Genomic DNA, 15,963 nt, shown 5'->3' with positions numbered 1-15,963 from the left:
TGTAAGCCCCAGGACGACCGATGGCTCTACCTTCGGTCCGCGGCGGCGATGCGGTCGTGCGTGTGCGCCTGCCCAGCCAAGCCAGTGGCGTGCGGCGTGCGGTGGTGTAGGAGGGCGTGACGACCCCGGCGGAGACGGTGTCGCATCCCTCTCGTGTGTGGGTCGCGGTTCATGCGCGCAAGCCGGTCGTGGTGATCTCCCGCTGGATCGCGGGCCTGGCGCTCATCGCTGTCCTGTGGGCATTCCCGACCGCACCACGCGCACAGACGCCCCCGCCCGGCTTCGGCGGCCTCGCGCTCAGCCGCGAGCTGGACGAGCACCTCCGCACCATCCACGACCGGGCGAACCATCTGGCGGTGGCGGCCGCCGGCATACCGGCGGCGACCGCCGCGGCGCTCACCGACATCGCCGCGGACGAGACGGCCTCGCCAGCCGGTCTGGCCGCCCGCCTGCTGCTGCTCTGGCTCGGGGGCTGGCTCGCCGAGCGGCTGTTCTGGCGCTGGTCGGCCTCGTGGATGCAGCGGATCGTCGACAGCCCCCTGGACACGGCGCGCCAGAGGCTGCTGGCGCAGGTCCAGCGCCTCCTGTTCGCCCAGGCCCTCGTCCTGAGCTTCGCGGCGGGCGCGTGCCTCGCCTACCTCGTCGCCGCCCCGTCGGGCGCGGCCGGCGTCATGGCCCTCGACGCGCTCCTGGCCATCGTGGCCGTGCGCAGCACCCGCGCGCTCGGCCGCTTCCTGCTGGCGCCCGGCGGCGCGCGACTGCGTCTGGTCGCCCTGCCGACGCACGCGGCGTGGCGTGCGCAGCACGGGGTCACGACACTGGCCCTTACGGCAGCGACCGGGCTGCTGTGGGCGGCCGGGCTGCGCTCGGGCGGCGCGGACCCGGCGATCGCGGATGCGGTCACCAGCCTGACGCTGCTGCTCGTGGCGCTGATGGTCCCCGCCGTCGTCGGACTGGTTGCCCTGTCGCTGCGCGGGCCCGACAGGCGATCGCCGCGCCCGGCCGCGCTGATCCTGGGGCTCGTTCCGATCGCCGCATGGCTGCTGGCCCAGGCCGGCCTGCCCAGCGCCGCCTGGGCCACGCTGGTCCTCGGCGTCGCGCCGGCCCTGTCGCTGGCCCTGGGCGACGCGGCCCGCACGGTCGCGTTCGGGCCGAACCGCGCCGGCGAATTGACGCGCGAGGAGCGCATCGTCGCGCGTGCCGCCCGCAACGTCGCCCTGATCGCGGCCCTGCTGCTCCTCGCGGAGCGGCTGCCGGGCGCGGACGGGGGGCTGGGCCCGGCGATGACCGCGCAGATCGTGTCGGCCCTGCTGATCCTGCTCGGGACCGACCTGGCTTGGCAGGTCGTCCGAAGCCTCATCGACCGTGGTCTCGCCCATGTGGGCGGGGACCCGCGCGCGGATCGCCTCGCCACGATCCTGCCCGCGATGCGCACGGTCGTGCTCGTCGCGCTCTCGGTCACGGCCGCCCTGAGCATCGCCTCCGCCTTCGGCCTGCAGATCGGCCCCCTCCTGGCGGGCGCGGGCGTGGTCGGCCTGACGATCGGCTTCGGGGCGCAGGCGCTGGTCCGCGACGTCATCGCGGGCTTCTTCCTGCTGCTCGACGACGCTTTCCGGGTCGGCGAGACGATCGAGAGCGGCAACCTGCAGGGCCAGGTCGAGGCGTTCTCGCTGCGCTCCGTCCGGCTGCGCGACGACAACGGCCACATGCACACGGTCGCGTTCGGCGAGCTGAAGGCGGTGACGAACTTCTCGCGGGACTGGGCCGGACTGGAGGTGCCGGTCTACGTGCCGCACGGCGTGCCCTACGCGGCCGCGGCGGGGGTGATCGAGGCCGCCATCGCCGAGCTGGAGAGCGACGCGGCGCTGAGCGCACTGATGGTGACGCCGCCCAAATTCGTGGGGCCCACGGCCCTGTCGGAGACCTGCGTCCGGCTCGCCGTGCAGGTCCGGACCCTTCCGGGCAGCCAGGCGCGACTCAGGTCGGAGCTGCTGCGCCGCATCCTGTCCGGCATGGCGGAAGCCCATGTTCCGCTCAGCACCGGCTAGAGCTGGGACCGTCGGTGTTGCGGCCCGCTCCGGGGGCGGGGAGCGTGCCGGCGCGCCGCAGCAGACAGCCGATGTCTTATCCCTGCCTTATCCTGTGGTGCCCGCGTCAACGGGCCTCGAAGGAGGGCTCCAGAGATCGCAGCGGCATCTGGAGGGCTCCTTCGAGGCCTCCGCTACGCTCCGGCACCTCAGGATGAGGGCGAGGGTGAGAAAACCCACTCCCCACGCCACGACCTGGATCCTGCCGTCGCGCGTCCGACCGCGGTCGGAGGCCTAGCGCGGGGTCACGCGCGCCGCCTGCAGATCCGGACGGCGCTGAAGGGCGAGCAGCCCGGCCGAATAGGTCAGCGAGACGACGAGCGCGGCCGTGAGGGCGAGCACGGGCCCGAACGGCTCGACCAGCAGATGAAGCGTGAGCAGCGTCAGGCCGAAGCCGAAGACGCCGCGGATCGTGATGCTCGCCAGCCGGGCCATCGCCGTCCCGCCGACGCGGCGGTGCAGGATCACGAAGGTGCTCGTGAGGGTGACCGGGTAGGCCGCGACGACCCCGGTCCGCGCCGGGCCCAGGGCCGAACTCACGGCGAGGACGGCGGTCACGAACAGGGCGACGGCGGCCGCCCGGACGACGAGGTCGAGCGGCCTGGGGCGCGCGACTGTGGTGATCCGGGCGAGCGATGTGCGCGCCGCCGGTCGGGTCAACAGGGTGCCGGCTCCGTACACGGCCGCATTGAGCAGGAACGCCGTCAGCGGCGTCCACGCGACGGCCGAGATCGGAGCCGCCACCGCGAGCCACGCCACCGCCGCCGGGCCCAGGCTGAGGGCCAGGCCCCGGCCGGCCGCGCGCCGGGCATAGACGATCAGGAACACGCCCGTCGCCGCGGTCGCCGCGAAGCCGTTGAGGGCCGCGCCGGCGACGAAGGCGGGATCGTGTTCCAGGGCCATGAACACGTAGGCCGGTCCGGCCGAGACCGGCAGGCTGATGATGAGCGCCCCCCAGACCGGCCCGAGGATCTCCGCCAGCACCGAGGCGAGCACGACGACGGCTCCCGAGGTCAGGGCCCGGATAAGCGCTGTCACCCAGATCGCTGACAAGACCGTATCCCGTGCGTCGTGCCGCCGATCCGCGGCGGTTTCGGAGTCGCGGCCTCGCTATCACGCGGGACATGGGATGGGCGAAGGCGTCCGGTGCGACGACACGCGATTCTGGACGGGTGTGGCGCAAGCCGCCGCAGGATCATCCGGGCTCGGGATCCGTCATCTGCCCCGCCGCGAAGGCCGACACGCGGCTGCGCACCGATCCCGGTCCGTCGCGGCTCAGGTCCGCGCGCCTCTTGAACAGCTTGGGAACCGTCGGCATCTCGGGGTCATGCCCGATGCCACGCTCGACGAAGCCAGCCTGTCCCGCTTTCTCGACGCCTTCTACGCCCGCGTGCGCGGCGATACGCTGATCGGCCCGGTCTTCGCCGCCGCGATCCCCGACCCGGACTGGCCGCGGCATATGGCGACCATCCAGGCCTTCTGGTCCTCGGTGCTGTTCAAGACCGGCCGCTACAAGGGCAATCCGTTCGGCAAGCATCTCGCCTTGGGGCAAATCCAGCCGGCGCATTTCGCCCGCTGGCTCGGCCTGTTCGAGGAGACCGCCCGCGCGCATTTCCCGCGCGACGTGGCGGCCATCCTGATCGAGCGCGCACACCGCATCGGCGACAGCCTAAAGGCGGGCTTGTTCTTCCGACCGGGTCCGTCAGGGGCGATCTCAGGTGGTCCCGTGCCGGACACGGTCGGCGGATGATCGCGCCCGGCCCGTTCGCTGACGTGAAACGGTCGTTGCCAAGCCGGATGTCGGCGGCTGTCATCGGCGCCTGCGGGCGCAAACAGGGATTCCCAGGATGAAGACGATCGGGTTTCTGTCGTTCGGTCACTGGTCGCCGACGGGTCGCTCGGAGACGCGCACCGCCGGCGACACCCTGCTGCAGTCGATCGACCTCGCGGTCGCGGCGGAGGAGCTCGGCGCGGACGGGGCGTATTTCCGGGTTCATCATTTCGCGCGCCAGCTCGCCTCGCCGTTCCCGCTGCTCGCCGCGGTGGGCGCCCGGACCAAGCGCATCGAGATCGGCACCGGCGTCATCGACATGCGCTACCAGAACCCCCTCGCCATGGTCGAGGATGCCGGCGCGGCGGACCTGATCGCGGGCGGCCGCCTGCAGCTCGGCATCAGCCGGGGCTCGCCCGAGCAGGTCATCGACGGCTGGCGGCATTTCGGCTTCGCGCCGCGTGAGGGCGAGAGCGATGCCGACATGGGACGCCGGCACGCGGAGGTCTTCCTCGATCTGCTGAAGGGGACGGGCTTCGCCGAGCCCAACCCGCGGCCGATGTTCGCCAACCCGCCCGGTCTCCTGCGCCTGGAGCCGCATTCCGAGGGCTTACGCGAGCGGATCTGGTGGGGCTCCGCGTCCGACGCCACCGCGATCTGGGCGGCGCGGCAGGGCATGAACCTGCAGAGCTCGACCCTCAAGGCGGATGAGACCGGCGAGCCGTTCCACGTCCAGCAGGCGAAGCAGATCCGCCGCTACCGGCAGGCCTGGGCGGAGGCGGGGCATCCCCGGACGCCGCGGGTCTCCGTCTCCCGGTCGATCTTCGCGCTCGTGAACGACCGCGACCGCGCGTATTTCGGACGTGGCGCGAGCAGCGACCAGGTCGGCATCATCGACAACATGCGCGCCGTCTTCGGCCGGTCCTACGCGGCGGAGCCCGACCGGCTGGTCGAGGAACTCCGGGCCGACGAGGCGATCGCCGAGGCCGACACCCTCCTGCTGACGGTGCCGAACCAGCTGGGCGTGGCGTACAACGCCCATGTCATCGAGACCATCCTGACGCACGTGGCCCCGCTGCTGGGCTGGCGGTGACCGACCCGACGCGCGGCGGTGCGGCGGGCAGCGGTTCCGCCCGCGCCCGACCCGTCTCGGGCCTTCGGAACGCCCGCTCGCCGACGGTCAGAGGTCCCCGGCTCGGGCGGAACGCGGGATCATCTCGCGGATGCGGGAGGCCAGGGCCTCGACGGCGAACGGCTTGGTCAGCACGGCCATGCCGGGTTCGAGCTGGCCGTTGGTGAGCAGGGCGTTCTCCGCATAGCCGGTGATGAACAGCACCCGGAGGTTCGGCCGGGTTGCCCGCGCCGCATCCGCCATCTGGCGGCCGTTCAGACCGCCCGGCAGGCCGACATCGGTGACGAGCAGGTCGATCCGCGCGTCGGACTGAAGGACCTTGAGCCCGCCGGCCCCGTCGGCGGCCTCCACGGCGGTGTAGCCGAGGTCGCCGAGCACGTCCGTCACCAGCATGCGCACGCTCGGCTCGTCGTCCACGACCAGCACGGTCTCGCCGGCCTCCGCGACCGGCATCGGGCCTCCGTCCGGCGAGGCCTCGTCGCGTTCGGCCCCACCCCGGTGGTGCGGCAGGTAGAGGGTGACCGTCGTGCCCTGGCCCACCTCGGAGTGGATGCGGACTTGTCCGCCCGACTGCTTGGCGAACCCGTAGATCATGGACAGGCCCAGGCCCGTACCCTGGCCGAGCGGCTTGGTGGTGAAGAACGGGTCGAAGGCCTTGGCGATCACCTCCGGCGTCATGCCCGTGCCGGTGTCCGACACGCTCAGCGACAGGTACTCGCCCGCCGGCATGTCCTGCCGCTCGGCGGCCGGCGAGGCGATCCGGAGGTTGGCGGTCTCGATGGTGACGCGGCCCCCGTCCGGCATCGCGTCGCGGGCGTTGATGCAGAGGTTGAGCAGCGCGTTCTCGAGCTGGGACGGATCGACCAGCGCGGGCCACAGGCCGGCCAGACCGGCCGTCTCGACCTGCACGCTGGGCCCGACCGTGCGCCGGATCAGGTCGACCATGCCCTCGACCAGCGCGTTCACGTCGGTTCCCTTTGGGGCGAGCGTCTGCCGGCGCGAGAATGCCAGCAGGCGGTGGGTCAGCGCCGCCGCCCGCTTGGTCGCCCCCTGCGCGGCGGCCATGTACCGGTCGACATCCGCCAAGCGCCCCTGGTCGATGCGGGTGCTCATCAGTTCCAGGCTGCCCGAGATGCCGGCCAGCAGGTTGTTGAAGTCGTGCGCGAGGCCCCCGGTCAGCTGGCCCACCGCCTCCATCTTCTGGGCTTGGCGGAGCTGCTCCTCGGTGTTCATCAGCTCCGCGGTGCGCTCGCTGACGCGCTGCTCCAGGGTCTCGGTCAGGGCGCGCAGCTGGGTGATGGCGCGGTCACGCTCCTGCTCGACGGTGCGACGCTCCTCGACGTCGAGGACCACGCCGGGAAAGCTCAACGGCGTCCCGTCCGCTGCCTGATCGACCCGGCCGTTGGCCTCGATCCAGTAGTAGCGCCCGTCCGCCCGGCGCACCCGGTACTGGTGCGCATAGGCGCCGCCCCGGGCGATGGCCGCATTGATCGCCCCCGCCAGCCCCTCTTGGTCGTCCGGATGGACGGTGGCGACGATCTGGGCGAGCGGAATGCCGTCGCGCCCGAGCGCGGGATCCAGCCCGAAGCTCCGGGCGAAGCCCTCGTCGACGGTGAAGCGGTCGGTGGGCAGGTCCCAGTGCCAGGTCCCGATGATCGCGCCGGCCGCCAGGGCGAGCTGCACCCGCTCGATATTGGCCCGGGCGAGAGCCTCGCTCGCCCGCAGGCGCTCCTCGGCCTCGCGCCGCGCGGTCACGTCGTTGAAGATGATGGCGATCTGCCGGTCGACGGGGTCGCCGACCGGCACGGCCCGCACGTCGAACCAGCGTGAGAACGCCTTCGCGTAGCTCTCGAAACTCGCCGGCTCCCGGGTGCTGGCGACGCGCCCGTACGTCTCGAACCAGAACTGCTCCAGGTCCGGCGCGAACTCGGTGACCCACTTGCCGCGAAGGTTGACGCCGGACTCGCGCTCGAAGGCCGGGTTGGCTTCGAGAAAGCGGTAATCGACGGGCCGGTCTTCGGCGTCGAACTTGACCTGGACGATGGCGAAGGCCGCATCGACGGTCTCCAGGATCGTCCGGAACCGCGCCTCGCTCTCGCGCAGGGCAGCATCCGCCGCGCGCAAGTGCAGGATCTCGGCCTCGAGTTCCGCGCGAGACAAGGCATTCAAAGCGGCACCCGACACGAACGACATGTTCCTTCTGGCAGCCGCTGACCGGCGGCGCCCGTGCAAAGAATGAAAGCGGCCGTATCCTGGTTCAGATCACCGCCCCGTATGAGGATGGCAACGCGCGTGCCGAGCACGCGGAGGGCGGCGCACCGGGTGGGGTATCGGGTGCCGGTGCCACGCAACCATGACCGGAAGCAGGCCGCGCCGACACGGCGTCCCGCGGCTCCAAGGCGGCTTCCTGCGATACGGTCGACCCCCCTGTGGAGCCGCTTGGCCGCCGAGGCCCGCGTCATACCGGTTCTGCGCGCTTCTGTCCGCTTCAGAGAGGCTGAAGGTCGCCGAACGCCCGCGATCGCGCATCCGGGCCGCACGCGATCGGCAAAGGACGGCCCCATCTCCGGGGCGCGCATCTATTGTGTCGGAACACGGAAGGCTGAATTCCACCATAACCCTGTTCTGATCCCGGCCAAGTCCCGGCATCATGGCCTGGCCGTCGGGTCCGCCGTCCGGGCGATGGTCTCGTCCCGCTCGACCGCGAGGCGGCGGATCCTGACGACCCTGATCCCGCCGGTACGAGGCGCGCCATGATGCGACACGAGCACGGATCCGAGGTGAGCGGAGGCGGATTGGCCCAGGCGACGCGGCGGCATCTGCTCGCCGGCGGCGTTCTGGCGACGGGCGTAGGGGCCGCAGGCGCCGCCGGGGCGGAAGGCCGCCCCGCGCCGGCCGGCGCGGTCCGCCACGGCACCATCCGGGCCGACGGCGTGAACGTCTTCTACCGGGAGGCAGGCCGCCTCGACGCGCCCGCGTTCCTGCTGCTGCACGGCTTCGCCAATTCGTCCTTCTATTTCCGCCATCTCATGCCGAAGCTCGCCGACCGCTTCCACCTGATTGCGCCCGATCTGCCGTCCTTCGGGTTCACGGACGTGCCGGCCGGACGCGGCTACGTCTACGACTTCGCGTCGCTGTCGCGCACGATCGAGGCCTTCGTCGATGCGCTCGGCCTCGACCGCTACATCCTCTACACCTTCGACTACGGAGCGCCGGTCGGATGGGACCTAGCCCTCGCCCATCCCGATCGCGTCGCCGGCATCGTGTCCCAGAACGGCAACGCCTATCTGGACGGGCTCGGCGAGGCGGCCTGGGCGCCGCTGCGGGCCTATTGGGCGGCGCCGAACGAAGCCGCCGTCGGGGCGATCCGCGCCCGCATGACCCTCGACGGGGTCAAGGCCGCCTACTTCCAGGGTGTCGCGGATCCATCGCGGATCGAGCCCGAGGCGTACACGCTCGACGCCGCCATCCTGGCGCGCCCCGGCAATGCGGACCGGCAGGTCGCGCTCAAGCTCGACTACAAGCGCAATCTCGAACGGTATCCTCTGGTCCAGGCCTATTTCCGCGCGCGCCGCCCGAAGCTCCTCGCCATCTGGGGCCGGAACGACCTGTTCTTCATCCCGGCGGGAGCCGAGGCGTTCCGGCGCGACATCCCGGAGGCGCGCGTCACCTTCCTCGACACCGGGCACTTCGCCCTCGAAACGGACGGCGATGCGATCGCGGAGGAGATCCGACGCTTCTTCTAAGCTCGACTTTGGCCATTCATGCGGCTTGGCAGAGGGCATAGGTCCAGGGCGCTGGAAAGCGGAAGCGAGGTTTTGTTCGGGTGCGACGGCGCGGTGATGTTGCCAAAGTCCGCTCGCGCCAGATCGCATAGCGCACGGCGGCCAGAGCATCGGCGAAGGTCGGGCGCGGTTTGGGGTACCACGCGGCGGCCGCGATCCGTTGCCGTTGGCGGGCCGGAAGCCGTGCAGCCAGCAGCGTGACGATCGAGAACAGGGCGAGCAGGCAGGGTGTGGTGCGGGCGATCGCCGTGTCCGACCACTGCCGCTGCGTCTCCATCCCGAGGTGAGCGCGCGCTTCTTGGAAGGTGACCTCGACACTCCAGCGCTGCACGAACCAGGACACGATTTGCACCGGCTCGCGGTCGAGATCTGTGCAGAGCAGAGCCTGCGGTGCGAAGCGGCCCTCGGGATCACGCACCAGCACCCATCGGATCGGCACGACCGGCAGACCGCCGTGCCGCCACACTGCGGTCCCGGAGGTGATCTCAAGAGTGCGCTCGCCCGCCCCATACCAGCCGGGCACCACGACCGCGTGCCAGCGCGTGTCCTTGGTCGCGAGGGTCGCGGCGAGCGTCGGCAGCCGAGCGCCCTTGGTCCGCGGGCGCCCGATCGTGCCCGGCGGCCGTGGCGGGGCCGGCTCGTAGAGCGCAGCATCCAGCCGTAGGCGGGTGATGGCCGTGATGCCACCGCGGCGCATGGCGTTGAGGAACAGCAGTGCGGACAAGCCGCTGTCGCCGACCAGGACAAGGTCGCGTCCGCGCAGCCAGCGGCGGACCTGAAAGGTGAGTTGGCGTCCGACGTCGAGCAACGGCTTGTGCCGACGGCCCCGTTCGCGACAGGCGCGCTCGGACGGCACCAGCGCGGTGAGGAACGGCAGGGCCCAGACGCGCCCCGCCCAGGGGATCGGGGCGAGTACCATCAGGCTCATCCAGCGCAGCCCGCTCGCCTTGACAAAATGGCTGTCGGAGGAGCGGACCGGATCACGGTAGATGCCCTTGGCCGCGATCCGCTTGCCGCGGCGGCGCTCGATCGTGTCGTCGAGCGCCAGGATGACTGGACCGCGCGGCGCGAAGGCTGAGATCAGCATCCCGAGCAGAATGCGGCTGCCGGAGCGTGGGCACCAGGCCGCGCGGCTGAGGATGCGGTGGACGTTCACGAACCGTCGCTCCTGCGCACGACCCAGGATGCGTAGGACGCTCGTCACCGTGCGGCGGCCCGGCGTCAGGATCGCGCCGATCAGCAATGGCTGAGCATGGCGCCACGAGCGGTGGACGAACAGCGGCGCGAACGCCAGGATGATCCCGGCGAAGCGGGCAGGCAGGGGCAGCATGGCGGTGTCTCTTGGCCGGGACGCCACCAGCCTACCCCTCACGCCTGCTTCGTCACTTCAGCCCACTCGACGCGCCGCAAATGGCCAAAGCCGAGCTAAGGCGCTGCGCCGGTTCGGAATGCCGGCGTGCGTCGGCCGGTCCGACCCGTGACCGGCTCGGGCGGCGGGGCCGTGCCTTAGGCGCTGTCGCGGAGCCCGGGCCTGGGCTCATCCTCACCGACGAGGGTCGCGATCAGCCGCCAGAGTTCCTGATGCTCGGGGCCGTTACGGCCCGACGCGAGGAAGGTCGCGAGACTGAAATCCGTCACGTGCCCACCGGACGCGACGTTGCCGGTATGGCGGACGAAGCTGTGCCCGGTCGTGGGATCGAACAGAAGATGCCAGTGGTCGCCGTTCGGGCTGGCATAGATCAGGCGCGCGCGTTCGGACGGGCTCACGATCATCCTCCGACCTAGGGCCTGGCGTAGTGCGCCGCGCGGATGCGCTAGTCGCGCCGCGCCTCGGCGCTCGCGCGCTCGACCAGGGTCCGCAACGCTGCGCTGCCTTCCACCGCGAACCAAGCGCGCAGCATGCTGGTGGTCTCCGGCGTGTCGTCCGGGCGCTCGCGGTACAGATCGGCGGCGCGGGCGAGTTCGCGCTCCACGAACATGTCGAGGTAGGCCGCCCCCCTGGTCCTGGCGAGATCGGCGAGCGCGTCTTCGAGGACGCGCCGCATCATCTCGCCGACCATGGCCGAGACGTAGACCGCTTCCGCGCTTCCCTGTTCGGGCTCGTTCAAGAAACGCTCCAGCCTGCCCAGCCGCAACCCTGATCCGCAACGGGCAGGATACAATGAGCGGGCCCCGAGGCCGAAGCCCCGGGTTCTGTTGCTAGGCGTGCCCACGCCCCGGAAGATTACGCCGCGAGGCGCATCTCCATGCCGACGTTGTCGTTGGCATTTAGAGTTTTGGTCAGGTGCTCGGAACGAGGGTTGCCCGCGCCGAACCGGTCGAGTCCTTACCGAAAGTCGCATCTTACCCTGCCGAAGCAGGACAGAACTCGCGATCCCTTTACCGCCCAGTCGAACCTGTTTCACCCCCAGCAGAAGCACCCTGGCAGCGCGCCATCCGCAACGCCGGACGCGCGCCCTGACCCCCGTGCGGTATCCGGGGCAGGATGCTTCTGGTGGAGGCGCCGGGTACCGCCCCCGGGTCCTGAAGCGTTATTACGAACCGGTCATCAACCTCGCGGCCAGCGTATCCGATTGTGGCCGGCCCGTCCATCGCAGGCGGGCCACGAACGCGGCCCGGAGATGCCGGCGCGCCGACAGCCGGGGCCGCGCTCGCCAATCTCCCCTGGAGAGATCCGGGCAGGCCCTGAATGGATCGGGTGCCGGCCGCTCCGGATCGGAGCGGCGCCTGTTATGTCGCACTGAATTTTGAATGCATCGAACGATCGTGCTGCGTTGCGGCGCGTTGGCAAGCATGGCCATTCAGAACCGCTCCGATCGTCACAATGCTGCGCTGAAGCGGCTCGCGCGCGCCCTGAACGTGCCCGCGGAGACGTTCCTGGGCGAGCCGCCGGAAGGCGTCGCCGGAGAGCTGTTCGTCCTGGTGCGCCACTGGTTGGCGATCGAGGACAGCCAAGGCCGCCGACGCGTCCTCAGCGCGGCGCGCCAGGAAGCGGAGCGGTCCGGCTACAAGGAGTGCGCCTGAGCCGTCCCAACCCATGTTGGGCAAGGTCGCTTCTGGCCGCATGGCCACCGGGGCGGGCCTGCCATAGCTCGGCCGCATGCCCTCCGATTTCGCGCCCACCATGCTCCCCGACGCCGCCGCCCTGTGGCGCAGTGCGATCGCGGACCTGTCCCCGCACGCCTCGCCGTGCCGGCATCTCGTCCTGGCGCGCTGGGCGCCGATCCGAGAGGCGCCGATCGATTTCTGCGACCGTCTGGGCCCCGAGGCGCACGCGCTCGGCTGGACGGCGCCCGAGCTGTTCGCCGTTCACCCGGAGCACGGGACCCTGCGGGTCGATTGCTGCGGCGTGCTGATGGTCACCGGCGATCGGGCGCAGGCGGTCGAGCCGGGCCGGCTCGTCTTCGCGCGCGGATCCGCCTACCGGACACGTCCCGGTCAAGTCTGGGGTGTGCCGGTCTGGGAATTCGCGGCGCGCGGTCACGCCAGCGCGTGATGCCGACTGCGGCCTGAAAGAGACGCCGCCCGCCGCAATTGCCTGCAGGTCCGATCCGTACTTCCGCCGCGATCCGATGGCTCGATAGAGTGTCGAGACGTCGGTGATTGCGGCGATAACAGCTGCGGCCGAGATGGGGTGGATTAATGGCCCAGGGCTATTCGCGCGCTGCAGACGTTGCGCGCACCGTCAAGACCGCAATGCGCAACCTCGCTCTCGGACGCGACGATACGCTTCCGGTTGCGCCGCCGCCGACGCGGGGCCCGTCTTATACGGTCGAAGCCGATGTCCCGGTCGATATCGGCTGCATCAAGGTTTTCCGCGCCGAGAGCTTTCCGGAATCCGGACCCAGCCCCTGGCTCGATCAGCCCGATGCCTTGGAGATCATCGACCGGCGGGTGGCGCGACGCGAGATCAGCCCGAAGCAGGCCGAGATCTGCCGGCACTGGGAGAAGCACGGCTACTACGTCCTGCGCGGCGCCATCGATCCCGACACGATCGACGAGGCGTGGCGTGCCTACGAAGCGGCGATCGCGCGCGGCGACCTCACGCTCGCACCCGAGAAGGCTGCGGCCGATGATCCGCATCCCGGCCGGTACCTCAACCCGCACCTCAAGGTCGAGGAGCTCGATTTCCTCCTGAAGCATCCGGTGCTGATGAACTTCAGCAGCATGGTGCTGGGCCGGCCGGCGATCCCGTTTCAGACGATCTCGTCGCACAAGGGCAGCCAGCAATCCGAGCACTCCGATTCAATCCATATGACGACCTATCCGCTGGGCTATCTGGCCGCCTGCTGGGTCGCCATGGAGGACATCCACGCTGAGGCCGGGCCGCTGGTCTACTACCCCGGCACACACCGTCTGCCGTACCTGTTCAGCCACGACGTCGGCATCTCGACGGACGATTTCCGCGAGCGCGGCTACGGGGCCTACGTCGAGCGCTATGAGCCTGCCATCAAGCACGAGATCGCGGAGCATGGCGCGAAGCCGGAATACTTCACGGCGCGCAAAGGCGACGTGCTGTTCTGGCACGCCAACTTGCTGCACGGGGGCTCCGCCCGCGCCGACATGCAGCGGTCCCGCAAGGCCCTGGTGCACCACTATTTCGCCGAAGGCTGCGTCTGTTACCACGACCTGTCGGCCTCGACGTCGGCCGTGCATGGGCCGGTCGAGAGCCTGCCGACCTGCGGTGCGTCGAGCCCCAACATCCCGGTCAGGGACAAGATCGCATCCTAGATCGCGTCCGGGATCAAGTGATCCGGCCATGAAGGCCTGAGCGCCGAACCGGACATGGGCGCGAGACAGGTAAAGGCCCCGGGACGTCTCCGCCCAGGGCCTCGAATCAGGTCGGATCGCGCCGCTGCGGCCTACGGGCAGTGATGCCGACGGCCATCGTTGCCCAGGTAGGTCCCCGTGCGCTGATCGTACGACCGGAAGCGCTGGACGCAGTAGCTGACGGAGTTGTCCGGCGTCGCAGCCTCGGATTCGGTCGTGCCCAGGTCGGCGCCGTATCCGGCAGGCGCGTAGCCGGCGCCGTAGCCGGCGGGTCCGAAGTCGGCTCCGTAATAACCGTCGTCGAAGGCCCCGTAGCCGTAGCCCAGACCGGCACCGGCAAGACCTAAGCCGACGCCGAGCCCCAGGCCGCCGTAGCCGAAGCCTCCGCCACGGCGGAAGCCGCGTCCGGCAAACCCGCGATTGCCGACAAAGCCGGCCCCGCGCAGGCCCGAATGGCCGGCGATCCCCCGACCGGCCAAGCCGCCCCGGAATCCCCCGCCCGCGAGTGCATTGCCCCGGAATCCTCCACCCGCGAGCGCATTGCCTCGGAAGCCGCCGCCGACGGCGCCGCCGCGAAAGCCACCGGCACCCAGGCCAGCACCGCGGAAGCCGCCGAAGCTGCCACCGTGGAAGCCACCACCACGGAATCCGCCCCCTCCGAAGCCTCGCGCATCGGCCGAAGCCGGGATCAGCGCCAGCGCGCCAACGATCGTAGCAGCCGTCAAGACGATACGGTTCATCGTGTTCCGCCGATATGTGTGAGGAGCATCTGATGGGACAACACGGCGGCGACCGGGTTGGTCCCGCCGCAATCGGTCCGTGTCGCCGCAGGCCGTGCAGGCCCGCGGTTCGGGAGCCGCCGATGGTTCTCCGCAGGGCCGGCCTGGGTCGAGGACGAGCGACTCGGCGCCGGCGTCCTCGAAAGCCGTTCCCGACCACGTCGAGATGGCCGACCGCAGGACACGGGTCGTCGCGTCGGGTTGGGTCGTCCCTTCCACGACCTCATCCTGAAGTGCCGAAGCGTAGCGGAAGCCTTGAAGGAGCCCTCCAGATGCCGCCGGCGATCCCTGAGCCCTTCTTCGAGGCCAGCTGACGCGGGCACCTCAGGACGAGGGCGGGGATGGGAAAGACGCCCGTCGTCGCGGCTCGCGAAACGCTCCCCAGGCCCAGGTGTGTCGCACACGGACGGTCGCGGCTCTCGGCCGGCTAACGGTGCGGTCTCGATCGCGTCTGCTTTGACGCGGTGCGACGCGGAATGGGTGGCGCGCCGAGGCGCTGGCTCGCACCGTCGCGGCGACCGCGCCCCGCCGCACCCCGCGCTGGCACGACGCAGGAACACCCTCGGTCAGCGCGCGATGACGGTTCATCGGAACAGGAGGTCTCATGTCCGTTCGCGCTTTCGCCGTCGTCTTTGGCGTCGTGTTCTTGCTCGCTGGAATATCCGGCTTCATCCCCGGCCTGTCGCCCGAGCACGCGCATCCCGGCATGGTCGTGACGTCCGAGTCCCGGCTCGCGCTCGGGCTGTTTCCGGTCAATGTGCTGCACAACCTCGTACACCTGGCGTTCGGCGCCTGGGGCCTCCTGGCGGCGCGGACCGTCATCGGCTCGATCCACTATGGACGGGGCGTGGCGCTCATCTATGGGCTTCTGACCGTGCTGGGCCTGATCCCGGCCACCAGCACCACGTTCGGCCTGGTGCCGATCTACGGCAATGACGTGTGGCTGCACGCCGGACTTGCTGTCGTCGCGGCGTATTTCGGTTTCCTCCACAAACGGCCCGCCGGGGGCTATTCGCAGGCTTGAGGTGAGAGGCTGCGCCCAGAGGCTCGGCCGCGCGGCCGCATCGACACGGCTTGAACTGCGCCGTTCGTCCCGGCGACGGAGTCCGCTGACGCGTCGGAGCAGCGGAACGGTATCGAAGGCTTGCGGTTTCCCCTGATCCAGAGTGCCTTACAGGAGTCGCGTCATGCCGAACGGTGCTCAGGACCAGAGATCCCGCGCCGCCGATCCCAATGCCGGCGCAGCTCAGAGCCTGGCGGAGACGCTGCGCCAGCAGACCCAGGGCTATGTCGACAAGCGCAAGGCCGACGCGGCTCGGCTGGTCTCGGATGTGGGTGACGCGATCCGCGACACCGGCAGCAACTTCGACGGGCTGCCGCAGCTGAAGGAATTCTTCGGCCAGGCCGCCCTCGGCGTCGACGAATTGGCCGACAGCATCGCGCGCCGCTCCTTCGGTGAGATGTACGACGAGGTGCACGCCGCCATCCGGCGCCGTCCCGCCTTGGCGACCGCGGCGGCCGTCCTGGCCGGGTTCGCGCTGTACCGCACGTTGAATGCTTCGAAGATCCGCCCGATCCCGCGCTCGCATGCCGTGATTCCGGTCGATGTCTTCCCGACACCGGACCTTTAGGAGGACGG

General features: G+C 70.5%; 16 protein-coding genes and 1 other RNA gene. 9 read left to right on the top strand and 8 right to left on the bottom strand.

The window, feature by feature from the left end; genetic code table 11:
- Positions 1 to 116 precede the first annotated feature (116 nt).
- A complete protein-coding gene (locus tag ABIE45_RS02070; protein ID WP_192711240.1) occupies positions 117 to 2,048 on the top strand; it encodes a mechanosensitive ion channel domain-containing protein in 1,932 nt (643 codons plus the stop codon).
- Between the two features lie 273 nt (positions 2,049 to 2,321).
- Here the strand turns inward: ABIE45_RS02070 and ABIE45_RS02065 are convergent, their stop codons facing one another.
- Positions 2,322 to 3,125, bottom strand: coding sequence for a hypothetical protein (locus ABIE45_RS02065; RefSeq protein ID WP_373622094.1), 804 nt, complete (start codon positions 3,123 to 3,125; stop codon positions 2,322 to 2,324).
- A gap of 157 nt (positions 3,126 to 3,282) precedes the next feature.
- Complete coding sequence (locus tag ABIE45_RS02060; RefSeq protein ID WP_373622093.1) at positions 3,283 to 3,405, bottom strand: hypothetical protein; 123 nt, start codon at positions 3,403 to 3,405, stop codon at positions 3,283 to 3,285.
- Positions 3,406 to 3,414: 9 nt separating this feature from the next.
- Between ABIE45_RS02060 and ABIE45_RS02055 the strand changes: the two genes are divergently transcribed.
- Complete coding sequence (locus ABIE45_RS02055) at positions 3,415 to 3,837, top strand: group III truncated hemoglobin (RefSeq protein ID WP_192711242.1); 423 nt, start codon at positions 3,415 to 3,417, stop codon at positions 3,835 to 3,837.
- A 97-nt stretch (positions 3,838 to 3,934) separates the two neighbouring features.
- Positions 3,935 to 4,951 (top strand): LLM class flavin-dependent oxidoreductase, encoded by a 1,017-nt coding sequence (locus tag ABIE45_RS02050; protein WP_192711243.1) that lies wholly within the window; start codon positions 3,935 to 3,937, stop codon positions 4,949 to 4,951.
- 87 nt (positions 4,952 to 5,038) lie between these two features.
- On the opposite strand, the gene ABIE45_RS02045 is transcribed toward ABIE45_RS02050, so the two are convergent.
- Positions 5,039 to 7,183 carry an ATP-binding protein gene (locus tag ABIE45_RS02045; protein ID WP_209578435.1) on the bottom strand — a complete coding sequence of 715 codons (2,145 nt, stop codon included), beginning with the start codon at positions 7,181 to 7,183 and terminating at the stop codon, positions 5,039 to 5,041.
- Between the two features lie 560 nt (positions 7,184 to 7,743).
- On the opposite strand from ABIE45_RS02045, the gene ABIE45_RS02040 reads away from it, so the two are divergent.
- A complete protein-coding gene (locus ABIE45_RS02040) occupies positions 7,744 to 8,736 on the top strand; it encodes an alpha/beta hydrolase (protein WP_192711244.1) in 993 nt (330 codons plus the stop codon).
- Between the two features lie 16 nt (positions 8,737 to 8,752).
- Here ABIE45_RS02040 and ABIE45_RS02035 read toward each other — a convergent pair whose 3' ends face one another.
- From ABIE45_RS02035 to ssrA, 4 genes are all read right to left on the bottom strand, one after another.
- Positions 8,753 to 10,105: a transposase gene (locus tag ABIE45_RS02035; RefSeq protein WP_192711245.1), complete on the bottom strand. Its 1,353-nt coding sequence runs from the start codon at positions 10,103 to 10,105 to the stop codon at positions 8,753 to 8,755.
- Positions 10,106 to 10,281: 176 nt separating this feature from the next.
- Entirely contained in the window at positions 10,282 to 10,542 is a 261-nt protein-coding gene (locus tag ABIE45_RS02030; RefSeq protein WP_373622092.1) for a hypothetical protein, read from the bottom strand.
- Between the two features lie 47 nt (positions 10,543 to 10,589).
- Complete coding sequence (locus tag ABIE45_RS02025; protein ID WP_192711247.1) at positions 10,590 to 10,883, bottom strand: hypothetical protein; 294 nt, start codon at positions 10,881 to 10,883, stop codon at positions 10,590 to 10,592.
- 83 nt (positions 10,884 to 10,966) lie between these two features.
- Positions 10,967 to 11,337: a transfer-messenger RNA gene (ssrA, locus tag ABIE45_RS02020) on the bottom strand.
- Positions 11,338 to 11,526: 189 nt separating this feature from the next.
- Here ssrA and ABIE45_RS02015 point away from each other — a divergent pair.
- The 3 genes from ABIE45_RS02015 (at position 11,527) to ABIE45_RS02005 (ending at position 13,506) form a co-directional block, all read left to right on the top strand.
- Positions 11,527 to 11,799, top strand: a complete 273-nt coding sequence (locus ABIE45_RS02015; RefSeq protein ID WP_192711248.1) for a hypothetical protein — start codon at positions 11,527 to 11,529, stop codon at positions 11,797 to 11,799.
- Between the two features lie 76 nt (positions 11,800 to 11,875).
- Complete coding sequence (locus ABIE45_RS02010; RefSeq protein WP_192711249.1) at positions 11,876 to 12,271, top strand: hypothetical protein; 396 nt, start codon at positions 11,876 to 11,878, stop codon at positions 12,269 to 12,271.
- Positions 12,272 to 12,471: 200 nt separating this feature from the next.
- Complete coding sequence (locus tag ABIE45_RS02005) at positions 12,472 to 13,506, top strand: phytanoyl-CoA dioxygenase family protein (RefSeq protein ID WP_373622091.1); 1,035 nt, start codon at positions 12,472 to 12,474, stop codon at positions 13,504 to 13,506.
- 131 nt (positions 13,507 to 13,637) lie between these two features.
- Here the strand turns inward: ABIE45_RS02005 and ABIE45_RS02000 are convergent, their stop codons facing one another.
- Positions 13,638 to 14,285: a BA14K family protein gene (locus ABIE45_RS02000; RefSeq protein ID WP_192711251.1), complete on the bottom strand. Its 648-nt coding sequence runs from the start codon at positions 14,283 to 14,285 to the stop codon at positions 13,638 to 13,640.
- A gap of 643 nt (positions 14,286 to 14,928) precedes the next feature.
- Here ABIE45_RS02000 and ABIE45_RS01995 point away from each other — a divergent pair.
- Positions 14,929 to 15,348 carry a DUF4383 domain-containing protein gene (locus tag ABIE45_RS01995; protein WP_192711252.1) on the top strand — a complete coding sequence of 140 codons (420 nt, stop codon included), beginning with the start codon at positions 14,929 to 14,931 and terminating at the stop codon, positions 15,346 to 15,348.
- 163 nt (positions 15,349 to 15,511) lie between these two features.
- A complete protein-coding gene (locus ABIE45_RS01990) occupies positions 15,512 to 15,955 on the top strand; it encodes a hypothetical protein (RefSeq protein WP_192711253.1) in 444 nt (147 codons plus the stop codon).
- Positions 15,956 to 15,963: the final 8 nt, after the last annotated feature.

The sequence above is a fragment of the Methylobacterium sp. OAE515 genome, from assembly GCF_041806315.1.
Classification (GTDB): domain Bacteria; phylum Pseudomonadota; class Alphaproteobacteria; order Rhizobiales; family Beijerinckiaceae; genus Methylobacterium; species Methylobacterium tardum.
Note: the sequence above shows the minus strand (reverse complement) of the source record. Positions and strands in the feature narration are given on the sequence as shown.

Coding starts and splice junctions, on each gene's coding strand:
- ABIE45_RS02060 (WP_373622093.1), bottom strand. CDS start 3,405: ATGCCGACGGTTCCCAAGCTGTTCAAGAGGCGCGCGGACCTGAGCCGC.
- ABIE45_RS02055 (WP_192711242.1), top strand. CDS start 3,415: ATGCCCGATGCCACGCTCGACGAAGCCAGCCTGTCCCGCTTTCTCGAC.
- ABIE45_RS02015 (WP_192711248.1), top strand. CDS start 11,527: ATGCATCGAACGATCGTGCTGCGTTGCGGCGCGTTGGCAAGCATGGCC.
- ABIE45_RS02040 (WP_192711244.1), top strand. CDS start 7,744: ATGATGCGACACGAGCACGGATCCGAGGTGAGCGGAGGCGGATTGGCC.
- ABIE45_RS02005 (WP_373622091.1), top strand. CDS start 12,472: ATGCGCAACCTCGCTCTCGGACGCGACGATACGCTTCCGGTTGCGCCG.
- ABIE45_RS02000 (WP_192711251.1), bottom strand. CDS start 14,285: ATGAACCGTATCGTCTTGACGGCTGCTACGATCGTTGGCGCGCTGGCG.
- ABIE45_RS01990 (WP_192711253.1), top strand. CDS start 15,512: ATGCCGAACGGTGCTCAGGACCAGAGATCCCGCGCCGCCGATCCCAAT.
- ABIE45_RS01995 (WP_192711252.1), top strand. CDS start 14,929: ATGTCCGTTCGCGCTTTCGCCGTCGTCTTTGGCGTCGTGTTCTTGCTC.
- ABIE45_RS02050 (WP_192711243.1), top strand. CDS start 3,935: ATGAAGACGATCGGGTTTCTGTCGTTCGGTCACTGGTCGCCGACGGGT.
- ABIE45_RS02010 (WP_192711249.1), top strand. CDS start 11,876: ATGCCCTCCGATTTCGCGCCCACCATGCTCCCCGACGCCGCCGCCCTG.
- ABIE45_RS02045 (WP_209578435.1), bottom strand. CDS start 7,183: ATGTCGTTCGTGTCGGGTGCCGCTTTGAATGCCTTGTCTCGCGCGGAA.
- ABIE45_RS02035 (WP_192711245.1), bottom strand. CDS start 10,105: ATGCTGCCCCTGCCTGCCCGCTTCGCCGGGATCATCCTGGCGTTCGCG.